This is a genomic window from Weissella ceti, assembly GCF_018394055.1.
Classification (GTDB): Bacteria; Bacillota; Bacilli; order Lactobacillales; family Lactobacillaceae; genus Weissella; species Weissella ceti.
Genome location: NZ_CP074441.1, coordinates 24130 through 40896, shown reverse-complemented (window position 1 = coordinate 40896; position 16767 = coordinate 24130). Strand labels below are relative to the sequence as shown.

The following is a 16767-nucleotide window of genomic DNA, read 5'->3' as shown; positions in this document are numbered from 1 at the left end:
ACAGCAACATTCAACGTCACCTAGAATAGCACACCTTTCTTGCATAACGCAAACATTAAAATTAAAAAAGGGCTTTTTTTACCACTTTTTTTCATATAGCTGAATGATTGTACGTTTTGTTTTTCGTATAGTTCGTGTTTAACCGAAATATCGCTTGTTTTGAAAAATAAATATCGTACCTATTCACTGCGTTCTTTTGGTGAAAAACAAATAGTATAATCACTTTTTGCTATAATGAATAACAATAGAAAGGTGGTTTGATTATGGCTAGTAAGTATCCAACCTTGGAACTCATTGGGATTGTTTTAACGCCCACAAATAATGGTGGTTTCGCTCCCAAAGAGCCCATTTCCGTACATAGTTGGCGTATCGGGAAACATACGAAAGGTAAATTCAGTGCCCCTGGTCAGTTATTTCTAACTGAAAATCAACAAACAGTCGTAATTGTGGAGACTCGTCCTCTGAAATTTAATGCGCGTCATGACATTACACCGATGAGTCGTTTTCTCACAACTGCTTTAGATACTGAGACATTCAATAACTTGTTGAATAAGATTAACTAAAAAAGACGACAAAAAAAGACCAACGTATATCTACGTTGGTCTTTTTATCACGATTTAAAAATCAAATTACTTTGACTTCAACTCGGCAGTACCCTTAGCCCATTGTTGGATGTTGACAACTTCAGCAACACGTTGCTTCTTCTTAGTGTCGTTTCCAACTGGACGGCGGCTTGCCCATGAGTTATATGGTGACTTCATAGCCATAGTTAAATTCCTCCATCTAGTGTTATCGATAACCATATTATTATAGCTATTATTTAACTTAAGGTCAAATCAAATCGCTATATTTAGGCAATCAGCGTAGTTTTCCACGTGTTATGTCGAGTTATCCACATAAATCTATGGTTTTCCACAAGTTATCCACAGTTTTTTGTGGATAACTTTTTCTTTATTTTATTTAAAACGGCAACTTCTTGGCTAGCTTTTCAGCTCGAGGTCCAAGAACATCAACAGCTAATGGTGTCTTTAGTGCAGCAATTCCATAAATTGCCCCACCAAGTCCACCAACAATCAAGATAATAAACAATTGAACCAACTTACCTGTTCCAAGAACGCTACTTAGCATCATGCTAAATGGTAGAGTCACTGAGAACATGATTAAGCTCCACATCAAGATGATAACCAATGACTTATTGAATGGATCCCAATCAATACCGTAGTCACGGCTCAAGCGACGTAGTGCTAGGAAGATTCCCGCTGAGAATGCAATTGCTGTAGACATCAATGGTCCCATTCCAGCAAACGCCAATGTTAGTGGTACTTGTAGAATCAGCTTAGCAACGATAATAACACCCAACAATTGCACTGTTTCACGTAAACGACCAAGTCCTTGGTACATAGCCAAAACAACCATGTACAATCCTAGCACGATTGATGTGATACTTGCGTATTGCAACACTAGTGTTCCATTGTGGACGTCATTTGTGTTGTAGAACAATAGGTACAATGGTTGGGCGATAACTGCCATCCCCAACGCTGCCGGTACCATCACAAAGCTCAAAAGCTTCATAGCGTACGTAATACGATCACTAATGATATCGAAATCACGCGTTTCACGAGCACGCGCCAACAATGGCAAGGCTGTTTCAGCTAGTCCAACGGCTAGTGAAATCGTTAGCATCACCAACTTGTTAGAATTAAAAGCAAATTGCGCATACATATCTTGTACTGCTGTTGCACCAAATGAAGTAAAGGTCTTCATGATATTGAAGAATGTGTATTGGTCAATCAATTGTACCAAGGCAATTGCTGATCCACCCAAGATAACTGGGACAGATTGGCGAGCCATACGAATCATTAATTGACGAGTATCAACATCTTCTACTTGAATTGATTGTTCTGCTTGTCGGTTAAAGAAGTCACGACGACGAATCATACTGAAGATAAGTACCGCAATACCAGCTAACGCTCCCCAGAAGGCCGCAAAGGTTGATTGCACAGTTGCATCTACCCAACTACCATTCGTCGCAACCATAATCCAATAAGTCATTCCTAACATGTAGATAACACGGACCACTTGTTCCACAAACTGTGAAATAGCAGATGGCGCCATCATCTCATATCCTTGTAGGAATCCACGTAGCATGGCTAGGATTGGAATCACTAGGACTGCTGCGGTTAGCGAACGGATAACCAACACAACGTTTGGATCACCTTGAGCTAATAGTCCTGCGAATAGATATAGGAACAAGGCAGCTGCCGCTCCCATTGCTCCACCAAGCAACAAAGATTGCTTTAGGACCTGTTTAACAGTCCCAAATTCTTTCTTGGCACTGTATTCCGCCACAAGACGGGCAACAACGTTTGGTAACCCAGCCGTTGCAACCATCAAAGCCACACCATAGATTTGGTAACCTTGCGCGTACAATGAATTTGCTTGGTTAAAGTAGACGTTACCAATCATCGCTACCCAAGGAATGATATAAATCGCTCCAAGGAATCGTGACGCTAGACTTCCAATGGTCATCCACATTGACCCACGCAACATACGTGAAGCGGCGTTGGCTTCATCAAAGTCTGAGATTTCTTCCTCATCCCCATCTGAATCAAGATTGTCTAATTCTTGTTGCACTTGTGACAAGTCAATTAGGGTTGTTGCTCCCAAACGTGGGGCTTGGTCAACGAATTGATTACCAGCCACATAAGTTGGACCTTCAGGATCTGTAAAAATCAAATCTTCTGGGTTTGGCGCATCCTTGGCAAATGGGTCTGATACTTCATGAACATCAATTTCTTTTTGTTCAACTGGTCGAACCGGCAAAGTATTTAGTTGTTTGGTTTCTGTGTCTTCAGCAGACACTTTGTGGTCATTCTCATCAATCATCGGTTATTATCCTCTCCCAATTCTGATGACGTTACACAGACTCGAACTGTGATCTAAAGCTTAGGAGGCTCTTGTTCTATCCCGTTGAACTATAACGCCATAATCGTGACTGAAACCAGTCACTCAATTAGTAATTATACCTGATTTCACCTTAAAAAAATCACTATTCACCCGTAATTTTTATAAATGAAAACACGTCAATTTAAAAAATATCTTTTGGTATTTTATTTGATATACAAAAAAGACACCCTAAGGTGTCTTCATTTGTTTTATTTACACAACAATATTTACAAGCTTTCCAGGAACAGCGATCACCTTCTTAGGTTCTGCGCCATCCAACCACTTTTGGATTGTTTCATCCGCAAGAGCCAATGCTTGCATTTGTTCACGATCAGCGTCCGCAGGAATCATGATGTTGGCACGAACCTTACCGTTCACTTGCACAACCAACTTGATTTCTGATTCAACCAATGCCGCTTCATCGTATGTTGGCCAAGCACTGTAAGTCATTGTTTCTTCAGGGTGAAGGTATGACCATAGTTCTTCTGCCAAATGCGGTGCAATTGGGTTTAGCAATTGCAAGAAGCCTTCCATGTAAGCAACAGGAATCATATCAACCTTGTAAGCTTCGTTTACGAAGATCATCATTTGTGAGATCGCCGTGTTGAAACGTAGGTTTTCGTAATCGTCTGTTACCTTCTTAACAGTTTCGTTGTAGACCTTCTTTAGCTTTTCGTCATCCGCAGTTGTTACACGGTCACGTAGCTTGTCTTCTTCATCGATAAACAAGCGCCATACACGGTCCAACCAACGACGAGATCCAGCCAAACCTTCTTCAGACCAAGCAATTGATTGGTCCAAAGGTCCCATGAACATTTCGTACATACGAAGTGTGTCGGCACCATATTCTTCAACGACATCATCAGGGTTAACAACATTACCCTTAGACTTAGACATCTTTTCGTGGTTTTCTCCAAGAATCATACCTTGGTTAGCCAATGATTGGAATGGTTCCTTAGTAGGTACAACTCCTAGGTCGTACAATACCTTGTGCCAGAAACGAGCGTACAACAAGTGTAGTACGGCGTGTTCTGCACCACCAATGTACAAGTCTACTGATTGCCAGTAGTCAATAGCTTCCTTAGAAACCAATTCATCTTGATTGTGTGGATCCATGTAACGTAGGTAGTACCATGATGAACCAGCCCATTGTGGCATTGTGTTCGTTTCACGCTTTCCCTTACGTCCATTTTCATCCACGACATTAACCCATTCGTCTACGTTAACCAATGGAGATTCACCAGTACCTGATGGCATGATGTTATCAATTTCTGGCAATCGTAGTGGCAATTCGTCTTCAGGAACTAGTGTTGTTTCACCATCTTCCCAATGAATAACTGGAATTGGTTCACCCCAGTAACGTTGACGAGAGAAGATCCAGTCACGCAAACGGTAGTTCACACGCTTTTCACCAGCGCCGTTTTCAGTCAACCAAGTGATTGCGGCATCAATAGCAGTTGCCTTATCCATACCATCCCAGTCACCTGAGTTGATGTGTACACCGTCACCAGTGTAAGCAGCTTCTGTAATGTCGCCACCTTCGATAACTTGTACCATTGGCAATCCGTACTTAGTTGCGAATTCAAAGTCACGTTGGTCATGTGCCGGAACAGCCATAACAGCACCCGTTCCGTATGAAGCCAACACATAGTCCCCTACCCAAATTGGTAGTTCTTCACCGTTAACAGGATTAACGGCGTAAGCACCAGTGAAGACACCAGACTTATCCTTGTTCAAGTCAGTACGTTCCAAGTCAGACTTTGTTGCCAAAGTTTCCTTGAATGCTGCAACTGCTTCCTTTTGGTCATCAGTAACGATTTGTTCTACCAAATCATGTTCTGGTGACAACACTAGGTAAGTTGCGCCGTGCAATGTGTCTGCACGAGTTGTAAAGACTTCAACCTTTGCATCGTTGCCAACAACGTTAAAGTTAACGGCTGCTCCGATTGAACGTCCGATCCAGTTACGTTGTTGTTCCTTGATGGCGTCTGGCCAGTCTAGGCCATCCAAATCATCAATCAAACGATCTGCGTAAGCCGTAATCTTCAATGCCCATTGGCGCATTGGAACACGGTAAACTGGGAAGCCACCACGTTCAGTCTTACCATCGATGATTTCTTCATTGGCCACAACTGTTCCACCATTGTAGTCAGGGGCCCAGTTAACCATGATTTCATCTTCGTATGCCAAGTCCATCTTGTACAATTGTTCGAAGATCCATTGTGTCCACTTATAGTAATGTGGATCAGTTGTATTCACTTCACGTGACCAGTCGTATGACAACCCTAGGGCCTTCATTTGACGACGGAAGTTCTTCACGTTTTCACGTGTAACTGTCTTTGGATCTGTACCTGTCTTAATCGCGTATTCTTCAGTTGGCAAACCAAAGGCATCAAATCCCATTGGGTGCAAAACGTTGAATCCTTGCATACGCTTCATACGTGACACAATATCAGTCGCTGTGTATCCTTCTGGATGTCCAACGTGTAGCCCTTGCCCTGATGGGAATGGGAACATATCCATTGCAAAGTACTTTTCTTTATCGTGGGCGCTAGAAGTCTTGAACGTTTGGTTCTCGTCCCAATAGTGTTGCCACTTTTTTTCAATTTTTTGATGTTGATATGCCATTTTCACTAACCTCGCTTTAATTACTTAACTTTACCAAAAATCAGCGTTGCTTTCAATGTTCCGCAATTAATGTATGTACTAGTTTTGTGGTACACTAAGACCAATATCTTATCCGGAGGAAACGACATGCGTTCTGTTCAAAAATTAGCTCAAATCACGCTCGATGAAGCGATTCAAATCGGTGATTTAACCATCGATGCCACAATTAAACACGGTGATATCACTCGCTTTTTAGCTAGTCGTGTCGGCGAAGCCGGAAAAGTACTATCATTTTCTGAAACTAAGGCTGACATTGACGACGTTGCCACATCTCTTTTCCTAAGTGGGTTACACGAACGTGTTGACTTGATTAGCAAGCCTTACACAGATATTCCCAACTACCTAGACCCAACAACACCAATCGGTGCAGCAGTTTTCCAAATCACTGCCGAAGACGATCAAACAGCGCTACTAACGACTGTAAAAATGTTGTTGTTGAACCTAAAGGAAAACGGCATTATCTTATTATTGGCTGATCAAGTAGAGAGTATCGCTGATATTTCTGAATACGCCAAGAAATTACCAACTAATACTTACGAAGTAGAACAATTTACTGATTTGCTAATTGGTGAATCTGCATTGTTGCTACAACGTAAATAAATTAAAAAGCTAGTTAGACACAATGTCTGACTAGCTTTTTTACGACTTAATTATCTTGACGGATTTTAAGCATAAAAAAACAGATAACCCATATAAGTTATCTATTTATTTCGCTTATTTACGGTGTGTCATTTTAAAACGTTCAATAGACCAAACAATAACAATCACCATAATCGCAACCATTACTGGAACGGCAATCCAAGGGTTGTTGTTCTGAATGTTTTGCAATGCAACAACAAACAAAAACAACAATACCAACATATACGCTGTACTCTTTTTAATCTTCATTAGTTTCTTCTCCAGGAACGAATACTGCCACGGCTTCAACGTGAGCTGTTTGCGGGAATTGATCAAGTGGTTGAATATCACCATGTAGTTCAAATCCCTTATCTAGCATGTAACGTGCATCTCGCGCCATTGTTTCTGGGTTACATGAGATATACACAAAACGTGTTGGACGCATATCAACAACCGCATCCATCAATTCAGGAGTTAATCCTGGACGAGTTGGGTCTACGAAAACAACTTCAGGTCGAACACCTTCTGCATGCCACGCCTTCATTTGTGCAGGCGCATCCCCCGTCACAAAACGCGCATTTGTTATCTGGTTATTGGCAACGTTCTTTTCCGCATCTTCTACGGCACGCGCCACCCATTCAACACCAATAACTTCCTTCACTTGGTCCGCTACAGAAAGCCCGATCGTTCCAATTCCTGAATAAGCATCAATGATGGTGTCATTTTCTGTTAGTTCAGCTTTTTCGGCAGCCAAGGCATACAATACTTCAGTTGTTTGTGGATTAACTTGGTAGAAAGAGTTTGGTCCAATTTCAAAATCAATTCCTAGCAATTCATCATGAATCGCGTCGGCACCCCAAAGGGTACGATTGTCACCTGATGTCATCAAATGCAATGAACGTGGGTTATGGTTCAAGACAATACTCTTAATTCCTGGTACCACGGCCGCAATTTCTTCGGCAATTTCGGCTTCATCTTTTAACGTTGCCGTTTGCGTAACCAACACAACCATTGTTTCGTGGGTGTAGTATCCACGACGAACCATGATATAACGCATTTCACCTTGTTCTGTTAAATCAGAGTAGATTGATACTTGATGCTTATCCAAAACATCACGCACTAATCCAATCACTTCATCAATCACTGGATCATTCACGAAGTAATCTTCCAACGGCACAATTTCGTCTGGTGTTCCACGCTTAATAAATCCTGTTTCTAGGTGACCATCTTTATATTGCATAGGCACCACAGTCTTATTACGGTAATGAGTTGGATCTTCCATCCCAATTGTTGGCGCAACGGTCGCTGGTACATTTGCGCGTTCAAAAATCTTAGTCACTTGTTCTTGCTTCAACTTTAGTTGCGCAGGATATGACAAGTTAAGGTATGGTGCAATTCCAGTCATCAATAGATCATCGCGACCTGAATCAACACGATCTTCAGACGCTTCCACGACTTCTACCAAAACCGCACGCGCAAACTTACGATTAACTTGTGTAATTTCAAAGGTCACAGTTTCATTTGGATAAGCATTGTCTAGGTGAATTGGATATTCATCGACCATCACAATGGCTTGTCCATTATATTGTACTTCTTGTACAACACCAGTATGGTGCTCTCCCATCTTTACAGGGATATTTACTTTAGGTCTCATATTTCGCCATCTCAATCTCGATTAGTTATTTATCAATTATGCCACAAAACGCCTTTTAATAACATGGTTGCCGAATGTGTACTACGTCATCGAATAATATCGTCCAAATTCTGTTTATAAAATTATCTTTTTATCACACAATCATTATTCCGCTTTGACTGATCTCTTACTCTTATCAAGCCCAAACAATGCACGAATTGCGTCCCATTGCCATACTGCCAGTCCCACTAACATCACAATCATAATAGAACGAGCAACCGTCATAGTCAGATTCGCTTCTGTCCAATTCCACTCAAGCATTGCTACAACAATTGCTAATCCCCCCATAACACCAATGATACGTTCTAGACGCTTTGATGCTTCAGTTTCTGCCTTTTGTGCTGCAATTTCTTCTTGTTGAGCTGCCAATTTTTTTCGATGTGCAATCCATTGTTCTGCTACAACTAATCCAGCGCGACAAATTTGAATAAACACAAGTGATTGGCCTTCTGGAGCCAATGCTTTGAAATTATAAGGGGTGTCATCATCAGTAATTGAGATCTTACTAACAATATCAGCATCACCCATACGTTCATTCACCTCTAAGAAACCATCTGCACTTAAATGATTCAAAATAGACCTTAATGGATTAATCTTAGTTTCATTATCCCACTTCATACGATCAGCCTCATACGGCCACTTAGGTTCAAAGCCTTCCCCAACTTCTTCCCAAATGTGTGTATTGACTTCCTTCATCCGTTTCTTAAATTCTATATTACGATATAACGCATTAACACAAATAGCTTTCCCATCAGGTTTTTCCTTGTCTTCAGGCATTTTGTCAGCTGTTTCCGGAAACATTGCTACCCAATACAGCACTTCCAATAGATTCAATTCATCACTTGTTAACTCTTCCCACTTCTTCATATATCTCACACTCCCTAAATATATTTACATATTTATTGTAGCGTTTAAATATTTCAATGCAAATAAAAAAGCACCCATATTTCTATGAGTGCTCTTCATTGATTACTTGTTAAAGTATGCCTTTAGGTCTTCAACCTTGTCTAGGCGTTCCCATGGCAAGTCTAGTTCAGGACGACCGAAGTGTCCGTATGCAGCAGTTGCTTGGTAACGTGGTTGACGTAGGTCAAGGTCAGCGATGATTCCAGCAGGACGTAGTTCAAACAATTCACGTACTGCAGTCACCAATTCAGCATCTGAAACCTTACCAGTGCCGAATGTGTTCACGTTGATTGAAACAGGCGCAGCCACACCGATAGCGTAGGCAACTTGCAATTCAACCTTATCCGCCAATTCAGCGGCAACGATGTTCTTAGCGATGTAACGTGCTGCGTAGGCAGCTGAACGGTCAACCTTAGTTGCGTCCTTACCTGAGAAGGCACCACCACCGTGACGTGCGTATCCACCGTAGGTGTCAACGATGATCTTACGACCAGTCATTCCTGAGTCACCCTTTGGTCCACCGATAACGAAACGACCAGTTGGGTTGATGTAGTAACGTGTTTCGTCATCTACAAGTTCTGCAGGCAAGATTGGGTCGATGATTTGTTCACGAACATCTGCACGCAATTGTTCTAATGTAACGTTTTCGCGGTGTTGTGTTGAAAGAACAACTGCGTCAATACGTGTTGGTTGGTCGTTATCGTCCAATTCAACCGTTACTTGTGCCTTTGCGTCTGGCAATAGGTAGTTCAAAGCACCTGAACGACGTAGTTCAGCTTGCTTCTTAACCAATTCGTGTGACAATACAACAGAAACTGGCAAGAATTCTTCAGTTTCGTTAGTAGCGTAACCAAACATCAACCCTTGGTCACCGGCTCCAATTTCATCAAGCGGATCCTTACCACCATCTTCACGTTGTTCAATGGCTGAATCAACTCCTTGTGCGATGTCAGGTGATTGTTCATCAATTGTAATTCCAACGTGAACGTCGTCTGCCAAGAAACCAGCATCTGGATCATCGTAACCAATACGTGTCAAAGTGTCACGTACGATTTGGTTGATGTTTACGTAGGCACTTGTTGAGATTTCTCCAAAGACGTTAACGTAACCAGTTGTCACTGATGTTTCAATCGCTGTACGTGCTTGTGGGTCTTGTGCCAACACGGCGTCCAAGATGGCATCTGAGATTTGGTCTGAAACCTTATCTGGGTGTCCTTCTGAAACTGATTCTGAAGTAAATAAACGCTTTTCAATCATAATATATCTCTCCTCTGGGAAATAAATAACCCCGACATACCTGATACTAGGCAACATGTCGGGGTTCGATATGTGCCTATCTGTTAGAAATTACCACATCGCCCTAATAGGGGTAAGCTGGCGCCAGATCATCGGGTCTACTCCCTCCCTGAACTCTTGATAGGTTTGTCTGATTATTCGATTTTTTCTTTAAGTCATTATTCTAACTGGTTTAACCCGTAGAATCAAGGCTTAAAGCTAATAAACAACACTGTGTTGTGCTTTGTCATTCGCTGACGATTGTTGCCCAAAACTATAGTGAGTGTAGTGACGAGTAATACATAGGCATGCACCCCCTACAAGTAACAATGCCAATACCGCCACGATCCACTTTTCCATATGTACTGCTTTATCTTTCATAATATCTCCATAAATCTATGTGTTTTATTACAGGTGATTATATTAACACTATTTATTTTATTCTCCAAATCTATTTTTTCTCTTTTTGTTAAAAGAAAAACGACCACGAATGAGGTTTCGTGGTCGTTTCGGACCTACATATATGTTAGGGGCATATATATAGGTGCTATTAGCGGAGATTCTTTCGAATTTCCAATTTAGGAATAGGAGCTGTCATCTTCATCAGATGACAATTATGAGTATATGTTTTTGCTTGGGTTGTCGATCGGTTACCCTTTCGACATAAATAATAATAACGCCCACAACTTAAACAAAAAATAAAACAACATAAAACTAACCTTAAATAAGTAACAGGGTTAAGTATTTACATTTTCAGGCCCATTCTTCCTATATCTATGTAAAAAAGGCAACAAAAAAAACCTGGTTGGGAGTCCAGGGTTTTTTCGGATCAAGACAGGCTGGGAAAGCCTATCGATCTTAACTCCACTGCCTGGGAAAGACAGGGAATCGGAGTAGGTTCGCAGTTGGGAAGACTGCGATAATATGAGTAGTGTATGTTACTATATGGGATGTCGAAAGGCTGCCCTTTCAACATTTATTATAATACCGTCTATGATTATATAAATCAACAACTTTTAGCGTTTATTTTTAATCATTTTTGCAAAAAAATCGCATATTGTAACGTTTTAACACGAATACCAACACATATTTTATATACACAAGTATGTTTATTTGTTTATTTTTTTATAAAAAAATGGAATTCAAACACTTTTCATATTACTTAAGTCCACTTTAAGATATTCCGAAACTACTGCTTTGCTAATTTTTTGTGCATACTTTCCATGCATAAAATACACAAAACCGTCATCATTTCTGATGACGGTCCAAAATTCTCATTGTATTTTAATGTATTAAGATACTACTCTACTACGCCATCTTGCTAATGTACGTAAAAACATTGGATATCCTACAAGATATCCATAGCGTTTCCACCAGGGCATATCTTTCACATTCAATCTGCTATAACACTTCTTTACCATATCGCGATACGTAATGTACGGTTGCGTATAACGCCCACGTTGAAAACACACCTGACAATATAGATGACTATGTGATAAATCTGCATTAGTCCCTGCATTTTCTCGGGTTAAAATAAATCCACAACTCTGACAATATTGTTTTGACTTAAACATTTCCGTACCACCATTATTTTCTGTCTTATGCACCTAGTCGCATTGTGCCACCTTGCGCTTCGGTCACATTCGTTGTGACAACAAACGCTTCTTCATCTATGTCACGAATAATACGGATTAAATGTCCATAATCTTGACTATCAACTAAGACCATCAACATTTCGCGATTATTATCTGTATATCCACCACGAACATCAAAAATCGTTAAACTTTGTTCTTCATTTAACAAAGCTTCTCGAATTTCATGACCATATTCGTTACTCATGATTGTTACTTGTTGTTTCAAATTCAACCCTGTTTCGATTCGGCGCATAACCATTGACGTAATTACCAACGAGAAACCAGCCAAGAAGAACGCATTTGTTCCAGCAACAAACAAGTTAAACAAAGTAATAATCATATCAATCGTTAGCAACGAATACGCTGTGTTGATATTGAAGTATTTCTTCAATATCATCGGCGGCACCGTTGTACCACCTGCTGAAGCATCTAGACGATACAAAATTGCCACTCCAGTAGCAAATACTGCTCCCCCAATAATCACAGCCATCAAGCTATCTTCGACCAATTGAAAGCTTGGCGTATATTTCAACAATACTGGTAAAGCCAAACTACCAAAGGCAATATTTTTAACAACTCGCTTTTCTAAGAAAAAAGCGGCTAAAACAATCATTGATACGTTAATTACTAACACCGTCAACGCACGATCCACGCCAAATGCGGCATTCAACAAGATTGACACACCAGTGGCACCTCCCGCAGCAACATTAATCGGTGCATAAAAGAAGTTAATTGCAATGGCAATTAATTCTAGTGCCATTAGAATGACTAGTGTGCGAAACCAAGTCGCATTAATAAGTTTTCGACGGCGTTTTCTCATATATCTATATCTCCCTAATATAAACTACTCTTTCATTCCATTATATGGGAAGAAACTTTAAAAAACCATGGAACTAGCATGTATTCGTTAGTGTTTTTTAGCATTTCGTAACTTTTTTAATATTTTTCAATCCATAAAAAAAGGCCACCATCAGGCGGTCTTTTTCGTTGCTTCATTTTTTAGATACTTGGCAACACTTTGCGCCAAAATGTAATCAAAATTCCCGTCCCAAAGGCACACAAGATTGTTCCTATTCCAACGAACGTAAACCCTGCACAGACCATCGCAAGCAATAACACCAAGACATCTTGTACGGTACGAACTGATGTATATGACTTATCTAGCATATCAGAAACAATTGGCGCAACCGCTTCATATGGTGATTGTCCCAAACCAGCATCGACGTACATCGTAATTCCCAAAGCGTATAGCAACACACCGACAACTAATCCTACGGCCATCATGAAGTAGTTTGCTTGTAAATTAATCGGACCATTGTTCAAGAATCCACTAAAGAATTGCACCGCATAGCCAACAAACACAATGTTAATTAGCGTTCCCAGTCCAATTACACTGCGACGATTGAACAGCACAAAGATAATCAAAATAACATTAACCAATAATTGGGCGTTTCCTAGCCCAATGCCTGTTACTTGTCCAATCCCAAAGTTCATCGCTGTGTACGGATCAACTCCAACACCTGAGGCACTCAACAAAGCAGCCCCCAACGCTAACAAACTCAACCCAATAATTACCAAAACTACTCTTTTCGCAAACTGCATATCGTTGTGTCCTCCGAGCTCTTTACGAGCTAAATCTTTTGTATGTTTAGTATAGCATGCACCAAACTAAACCAGTTAGGGCTTTAATTGTTTCCATCATTAACAAACTCACCTGTTCTACTTCATTGATAACTTGTCTCAACAGCCAAACAGTGGTAATTTTATAACTTACACTGTTACACATAGATTAGGAGTTTATATGCAGTTTTTTAAATTAGCACAACACGGAACATCAGTCCGTAAGGAAATCACAGCTGGTTTCACAACATTTATTTCTATGTCTTATATTTTGTTTGTACAACCTGAAATGTTGTCTCAAGCAGGTATGGATAAAGGGGCTGTCTTTACAGCAACTGCCTTAGTAACGATCTTTGGTACATTAATGATGGCTTTGATTGCCAACATGCCAATCGCGATTTCTACAGGTATGGGAATTAACTCAGCATTCGTCTTCTCAGTTGTTATCCAACAAGGATACAGCTGGCAAGAAGCTTTGAGTGCCATGTTACTAGCTGGTATCCTATACACGATCGTTGTTTTGACACCCGTTCGTGACTGGATCATCAACATCTTCCCTGCAGACCTAAAGGCTGCGATTAGCGCCGGTATCGGACTATTGATCGCAACTATCGGATTGACTGGAAGTGGCTTGATTGTTGCAGATCCTGCGACATTCACGACTCTTGGTGATCTAACAGCACCATTGTCACTTTTGACAATCACTGGTATCTTGATTAGCTTTGCGCTATTCTACTACCGTGTACCAGGCGCCATCTTCATTGGAATGCTTGTTACAGCGCTTATTGGACTTCTAACAGGTCTTATCCACCAACCTGAAACATTGGTATCATCTGTCCCTAGCATGGCCCCTACGTTCGGACAAGCGATTACACACTTGCCTGACGTCATGAACTGGCACATCTTGCCAATCGTGATTACTTTCTTCTTGGTACCATTCTTTGACACAACAGGAACTATCCTAGGGGTTCAAGGAGCCATGAAGTCAGACCGCGATACAAACAAGTCATTGTTTGCTAGCTCATTGGGTAACCTATCATCATCAATCTTTGGTACTTCTCCAGCAACTGCCTTCGTTGAATCAACGGCCGGTGTATCCGCTGGTGGACGTACTGGATTGACTTCAGTTGTTGTAGCTGGTCTATTCGGACTTTCATTGTTCTTCTCACCATTGCTATCAGTTATCACACCACACATCACTGCTAGTGCATTGATCGTTGTTGGGGTATTGATGCTTGGGCACTTGAAGGACATCGATTGGAGCAACTTCAAGATTGCTGCTTCAGCCTTCTTGATTGTTCTAGGAATGCCATTGACACACTCAATCAGTGATGGAATCCTGCTAGGTGGATTAATCTACCTAGTTCTTAGCTTGATCGACTGGATCTTGTCTAAGTTCCGTTCACGTTAATCAATAGAAAAAGCAATCATCATAGATGATTGCTTTTTTTTATCCCGGATATGGGATACCTAATTCTTGCCAAGTTTTTAGTTCAAAATTGTAAATCGGATTATTATGTTCATCTCTTAATGCATTTTTTTGGTCAATTAATTCTTTAACCACTTCTGGATGTCTTGCCGCAACTAAATACCCAACATCCACATTTCCCTCATCACGGATCAATCCATCCCAATACATCATCAACCGATACACATCTTTTAGTGTTGCGGTATCTTTCTTTCCTGCATAAATATGAGTTTTACCAGCAGCATACGTAAACAAATCGATACGTACTCGTTCATGTCCTGGCTCAAAAACATATTTCTCTCGTTCAATGATCGCCGAAGCGTCCATACTTTTCAGCGCTGATGTTAATTGATTGGCCAATAGCGCAAACAACTCTGTTTCATGTCCTGCCGTTGTCATAAATATCCCTCCCAGATTTTTAAAGTAACTTATACCACTACATTGTACACCAACATGTTTGATACTGATATTACCTTCAAAACACAAATTATAACGGCGGATCTATTTTAAAACATAAAAAAACACCTAGTTGAGAATATCAACTAGGTGTTTACGGAATGCCGTCGGTGGGAATCGAACCCACACTCCCTTGCGGGAACTGGATTTTGAGTCCAGCGCGTCTACCAGTTCCGCCACAACGGCAATTTGATTATTTGGTACGTGCGATCCAGATTTTTCAATCTAGGAATGCCGTCGGTGGGAATCGAACCCACACTCCCTTGCGGGAACTGGATTTTGAGTCCAGCGCGTCTACCAGTTCCGCCACAACGGCAAATACCAATAATAATCAATGATGAAACAATGTTTCAAAGGGCGATTGACGGGACTCGAACCCGCGCATGCTGGAACCACAAACCAGTGTGTTAACCAACTTCACCACAACCGCCATAATAATACAAGCAGGGGTAGAGGGAATCGAACCCACACCAACGGTTTTGGAGACCGTCGTTCTACCGTTAAACTATACCCCTAAAGGCAATCGTTAGATTGCAAATGGCGCGAGGCGGAATCGAACCGTCGACACTACGAGCTTCAATCGTATGCTCTACCAACTGAGCTATCGCGCCATGTATTACTACGGTCACAACGGGACTCGAACCCGTGATCTCCTGCGTGACAGGCAGGCGTCCTAACCACCTAGACCATGCGACCAAAGTGGACGTTACAGGGATCGAACCTGTGACCCCCTGCTTGTAAGGCAGGTGCTCTCCCAGCTGAGCTAAACGTCCATACATGTTTTTTGCTAAATTCATATTTAACAACAAAAATTATTATACCTAGCATATTCAGACATTGCAAGCCTTTTTACGGATAAAGTTTAAAAAAATTATTCTGTGCTAAAAGTCTGATCATGCTAAATCCATTGCATATATCGCCATTTTCTTATATAATAGACTCTTGTTGTGGTGGTGTAGCCAAGTGGTAAGGCAGTGGTCTGCAAAACCGTGATCGCGGGTTCGACTCCCGTCACCACCTTCACATAAATACCCGCTTAGTCATTATAAATGACTGAGCGGGTATTTTTTTGTTTCAATGCACCACACTATCTCATACGGTTATTGATCCCATGAACGTAATTCATTTTCTGTAAAATACAATTGTTGTGTGCCGTTAAAACGAACAAGATACTTATCATTCTTTTCGTCTAAAAAGATTACAATCCCTTGTACGTTGGGATATTTTTCTTCAGGCAATTCTACTTGACTACCGACTTTAAACTTCATCATGATACGTCCCCCTTGCTTTCCAATCCACATAATTACTTTCGCAATACCTAAATGTTTAATACGATTAGGCAAGGCCACTAAATCACCAACTTTATATTTTTCCATATCTAATTATATGCACAAACATACTAATTTAACCGACTTATATTTAGTTGCAAAATATCGCCTCAAACAAAAGAAAACCACTTACGGTAGATTTTATCTGCCATAAGT

Annotated in this window: 15 protein-coding genes and 9 tRNA genes; 4 read left to right on the top strand and 20 right to left on the bottom strand. The window is 40.9% G+C overall.

The features are described 5' to 3' along the window. Window positions 1–263: 263 nt before the first annotated feature. Window positions 264–563 (top strand): DUF7671 family protein, encoded by a 300-nt coding sequence (locus KHQ31_RS00250; protein WP_213409049.1) that lies wholly within the window; start codon window positions 264–266, stop codon window positions 561–563. A 66-nt stretch (window positions 564–629) separates the two neighbouring features. On the opposite strand, the gene KHQ31_RS00245 is transcribed toward KHQ31_RS00250, so the two are convergent. The 4 genes from KHQ31_RS00245 to leuS all read right to left on the bottom strand — a co-directional run bounded on the left by KHQ31_RS00245 (window position 630) and on the right by leuS (window position 5574). Continuing rightward, window positions 630–767 carry a hypothetical protein gene (locus KHQ31_RS00245; RefSeq protein ID WP_213409048.1) on the bottom strand — a complete coding sequence of 46 codons (138 nt, stop codon included), beginning with the start codon at window positions 765–767 and terminating at the stop codon, window positions 630–632. A gap of 193 nt (window positions 768–960) precedes the next feature. Then, the gene (locus KHQ31_RS00240; RefSeq protein ID WP_213409047.1) at window positions 961–2886 is read right to left on the bottom strand and encodes a putative polysaccharide biosynthesis protein; all 1926 of its coding nucleotides are present in this window, start codon (window positions 2884–2886) and stop codon (window positions 961–963) included. Between the two features lie 26 nt (window positions 2887–2912). Beyond that, a tRNA-Arg gene (locus KHQ31_RS00235) sits at window positions 2913–2985 on the bottom strand. 174 nt (window positions 2986–3159) lie between these two features. Then, entirely contained in the window at window positions 3160–5574 is a 2415-nt protein-coding gene (gene leuS / locus KHQ31_RS00230) for a leucine--tRNA ligase (protein WP_213409046.1), read from the bottom strand. 126 nt (window positions 5575–5700) lie between these two features. Here leuS and KHQ31_RS00225 point away from each other — a divergent pair, with 126 nt between their 5' ends. Then, complete coding sequence (locus tag KHQ31_RS00225; protein ID WP_213409045.1) at window positions 5701–6213, top strand: rRNA methyltransferase; 513 nt, start codon at window positions 5701–5703, stop codon at window positions 6211–6213. A gap of 114 nt (window positions 6214–6327) precedes the next feature. On the opposite strand, the gene KHQ31_RS00220 is transcribed toward KHQ31_RS00225, so the two are convergent. The 7 genes from KHQ31_RS00220 to KHQ31_RS00190 all read right to left on the bottom strand — a co-directional run bounded on the left by KHQ31_RS00220 (window position 6328) and on the right by KHQ31_RS00190 (window position 13341). Continuing rightward, window positions 6328–6501, bottom strand: a complete 174-nt coding sequence (locus KHQ31_RS00220) for a hypothetical protein (protein WP_213409044.1) — start codon at window positions 6499–6501, stop codon at window positions 6328–6330. Continuing rightward, on the bottom strand, window positions 6491–7885 hold the full coding sequence (gene rlmD / locus KHQ31_RS00215; RefSeq protein ID WP_213409043.1) for a 23S rRNA (uracil(1939)-C(5))-methyltransferase RlmD: 1395 nt from the start codon (window positions 7883–7885) through the stop codon (window positions 6491–6493). The genes KHQ31_RS00220 and rlmD overlap by 11 nt, the downstream gene beginning before the upstream one ends. A gap of 144 nt (window positions 7886–8029) precedes the next feature. After that, window positions 8030–8791, bottom strand: a complete 762-nt coding sequence (locus KHQ31_RS00210) for a hypothetical protein (RefSeq protein ID WP_213409042.1) — start codon at window positions 8789–8791, stop codon at window positions 8030–8032. Between the two features lie 102 nt (window positions 8792–8893). Next, the gene (gene metK, locus KHQ31_RS00205) at window positions 8894–10087 is read right to left on the bottom strand and encodes a methionine adenosyltransferase (RefSeq protein WP_213409041.1); all 1194 of its coding nucleotides are present in this window, start codon (window positions 10085–10087) and stop codon (window positions 8894–8896) included. A 1310-nt stretch (window positions 10088–11397) separates the two neighbouring features. After that, window positions 11398–11679, bottom strand: coding sequence for a zinc ribbon domain-containing protein (locus KHQ31_RS07920; protein WP_213409040.1), 282 nt, complete (start codon window positions 11677–11679; stop codon window positions 11398–11400). A 25-nt stretch (window positions 11680–11704) separates the two neighbouring features. After that, window positions 11705–12559 carry a YitT family protein gene (locus KHQ31_RS00195; RefSeq protein WP_213409039.1) on the bottom strand — a complete coding sequence of 285 codons (855 nt, stop codon included), beginning with the start codon at window positions 12557–12559 and terminating at the stop codon, window positions 11705–11707. Between the two features lie 179 nt (window positions 12560–12738). Further along, entirely contained in the window at window positions 12739–13341 is a 603-nt protein-coding gene (locus KHQ31_RS00190; RefSeq protein WP_213409038.1) for a YczE/YyaS/YitT family protein, read from the bottom strand. Window positions 13342–13540: 199 nt separating this feature from the next. On the opposite strand from KHQ31_RS00190, the gene KHQ31_RS00185 reads away from it, so the two are divergent. Beyond that, window positions 13541–14770: an NCS2 family permease gene (locus KHQ31_RS00185; protein WP_213409037.1), complete on the top strand. Its 1230-nt coding sequence runs from the start codon at window positions 13541–13543 to the stop codon at window positions 14768–14770. Window positions 14771–14809: 39 nt separating this feature from the next. On the opposite strand, the gene KHQ31_RS00180 is transcribed toward KHQ31_RS00185, so the two are convergent. The 8 genes from KHQ31_RS00180 to KHQ31_RS00145 all read right to left on the bottom strand — a co-directional run bounded on the left by KHQ31_RS00180 (window position 14810) and on the right by KHQ31_RS00145 (window position 16056). Beyond that, the gene (locus KHQ31_RS00180) at window positions 14810–15226 is read right to left on the bottom strand and encodes a hypothetical protein (RefSeq protein ID WP_213409036.1); all 417 of its coding nucleotides are present in this window, start codon (window positions 15224–15226) and stop codon (window positions 14810–14812) included. 159 nt (window positions 15227–15385) lie between these two features. Next, window positions 15386–15469, bottom strand: a tRNA-Leu gene (locus KHQ31_RS00175). 46 nt (window positions 15470–15515) lie between these two features. After that, window positions 15516–15599: transfer RNA gene (locus KHQ31_RS00170), tRNA-Leu, on the bottom strand. A 40-nt stretch (window positions 15600–15639) separates the two neighbouring features. After that, window positions 15640–15713 (bottom strand) — tRNA-His (locus tag KHQ31_RS00165). 14 nt (window positions 15714–15727) lie between these two features. Then, a tRNA-Trp gene (locus KHQ31_RS00160) sits at window positions 15728–15798 on the bottom strand. Window positions 15799–15821: 23 nt separating this feature from the next. Further along, a tRNA-Phe gene (locus tag KHQ31_RS00155) sits at window positions 15822–15894 on the bottom strand. 11 nt (window positions 15895–15905) lie between these two features. Continuing rightward, window positions 15906–15979 (bottom strand) — tRNA-Asp (locus KHQ31_RS00150). A 4-nt stretch (window positions 15980–15983) separates the two neighbouring features. Next, window positions 15984–16056, bottom strand: a tRNA-Val gene (locus KHQ31_RS00145). A 176-nt stretch (window positions 16057–16232) separates the two neighbouring features. On the opposite strand from KHQ31_RS00145, the gene KHQ31_RS00140 reads away from it, so the two are divergent. Continuing rightward, window positions 16233–16303 (top strand) — tRNA-Cys (locus KHQ31_RS00140). An 80-nt stretch (window positions 16304–16383) separates the two neighbouring features. Here the strand turns inward: KHQ31_RS00140 and KHQ31_RS00135 are convergent. After that, complete coding sequence (locus KHQ31_RS00135) at window positions 16384–16659, bottom strand: hypothetical protein (RefSeq protein WP_213409735.1); 276 nt, start codon at window positions 16657–16659, stop codon at window positions 16384–16386. Between the last annotated feature and the right edge of the window lie 108 nt (window positions 16660–16767).

Bases quoted from the DNA above. Each gene is read 5' to 3' on its own strand.
- KHQ31_RS07920 (WP_213409040.1), bottom strand. From the start codon at position 11,679: ATGTTTAAGTCAAAACAATATTGTCAGAGTTGTGGATTTATTTTAACC.
- rlmD (WP_213409043.1), bottom strand. From the start codon at position 7,885: ATGAGACCTAAAGTAAATATCCCTGTAAAGATGGGAGAGCACCATACT.
- KHQ31_RS00225 (WP_213409045.1), top strand. From the start codon at position 5,701: ATGCGTTCTGTTCAAAAATTAGCTCAAATCACGCTCGATGAAGCGATT.
- KHQ31_RS00250 (WP_213409049.1), top strand. From the start codon at position 264: ATGGCTAGTAAGTATCCAACCTTGGAACTCATTGGGATTGTTTTAACG.
- KHQ31_RS00240 (WP_213409047.1), bottom strand. From the start codon at position 2,886: ATGATTGATGAGAATGACCACAAAGTGTCTGCTGAAGACACAGAAACC.
- KHQ31_RS00220 (WP_213409044.1), bottom strand. From the start codon at position 6,501: ATGAAGATTAAAAAGAGTACAGCGTATATGTTGGTATTGTTGTTTTTG.
- KHQ31_RS00135 (WP_213409735.1), bottom strand. From the start codon at position 16,659: ATGGAAAAATATAAAGTTGGTGATTTAGTGGCCTTGCCTAATCGTATT.
- KHQ31_RS00180 (WP_213409036.1), bottom strand. From the start codon at position 15,226: ATGACAACGGCAGGACATGAAACAGAGTTGTTTGCGCTATTGGCCAAT.
- KHQ31_RS00195 (WP_213409039.1), bottom strand. From the start codon at position 12,559: ATGAGAAAACGCCGTCGAAAACTTATTAATGCGACTTGGTTTCGCACA.
- KHQ31_RS00210 (WP_213409042.1), bottom strand. From the start codon at position 8,791: ATGAAGAAGTGGGAAGAGTTAACAAGTGATGAATTGAATCTATTGGAA.
- metK (WP_213409041.1), bottom strand. From the start codon at position 10,087: ATGATTGAAAAGCGTTTATTTACTTCAGAATCAGTTTCAGAAGGACAC.
- KHQ31_RS00245 (WP_213409048.1), bottom strand. From the start codon at position 767: ATGGCTATGAAGTCACCATATAACTCATGGGCAAGCCGCCGTCCAGTT.
- KHQ31_RS00190 (WP_213409038.1), bottom strand. From the start codon at position 13,341: ATGCAGTTTGCGAAAAGAGTAGTTTTGGTAATTATTGGGTTGAGTTTG.
- KHQ31_RS00185 (WP_213409037.1), top strand. From the start codon at position 13,541: ATGCAGTTTTTTAAATTAGCACAACACGGAACATCAGTCCGTAAGGAA.
- leuS (WP_213409046.1), bottom strand. From the start codon at position 5,574: ATGGCATATCAACATCAAAAAATTGAAAAAAAGTGGCAACACTATTGG.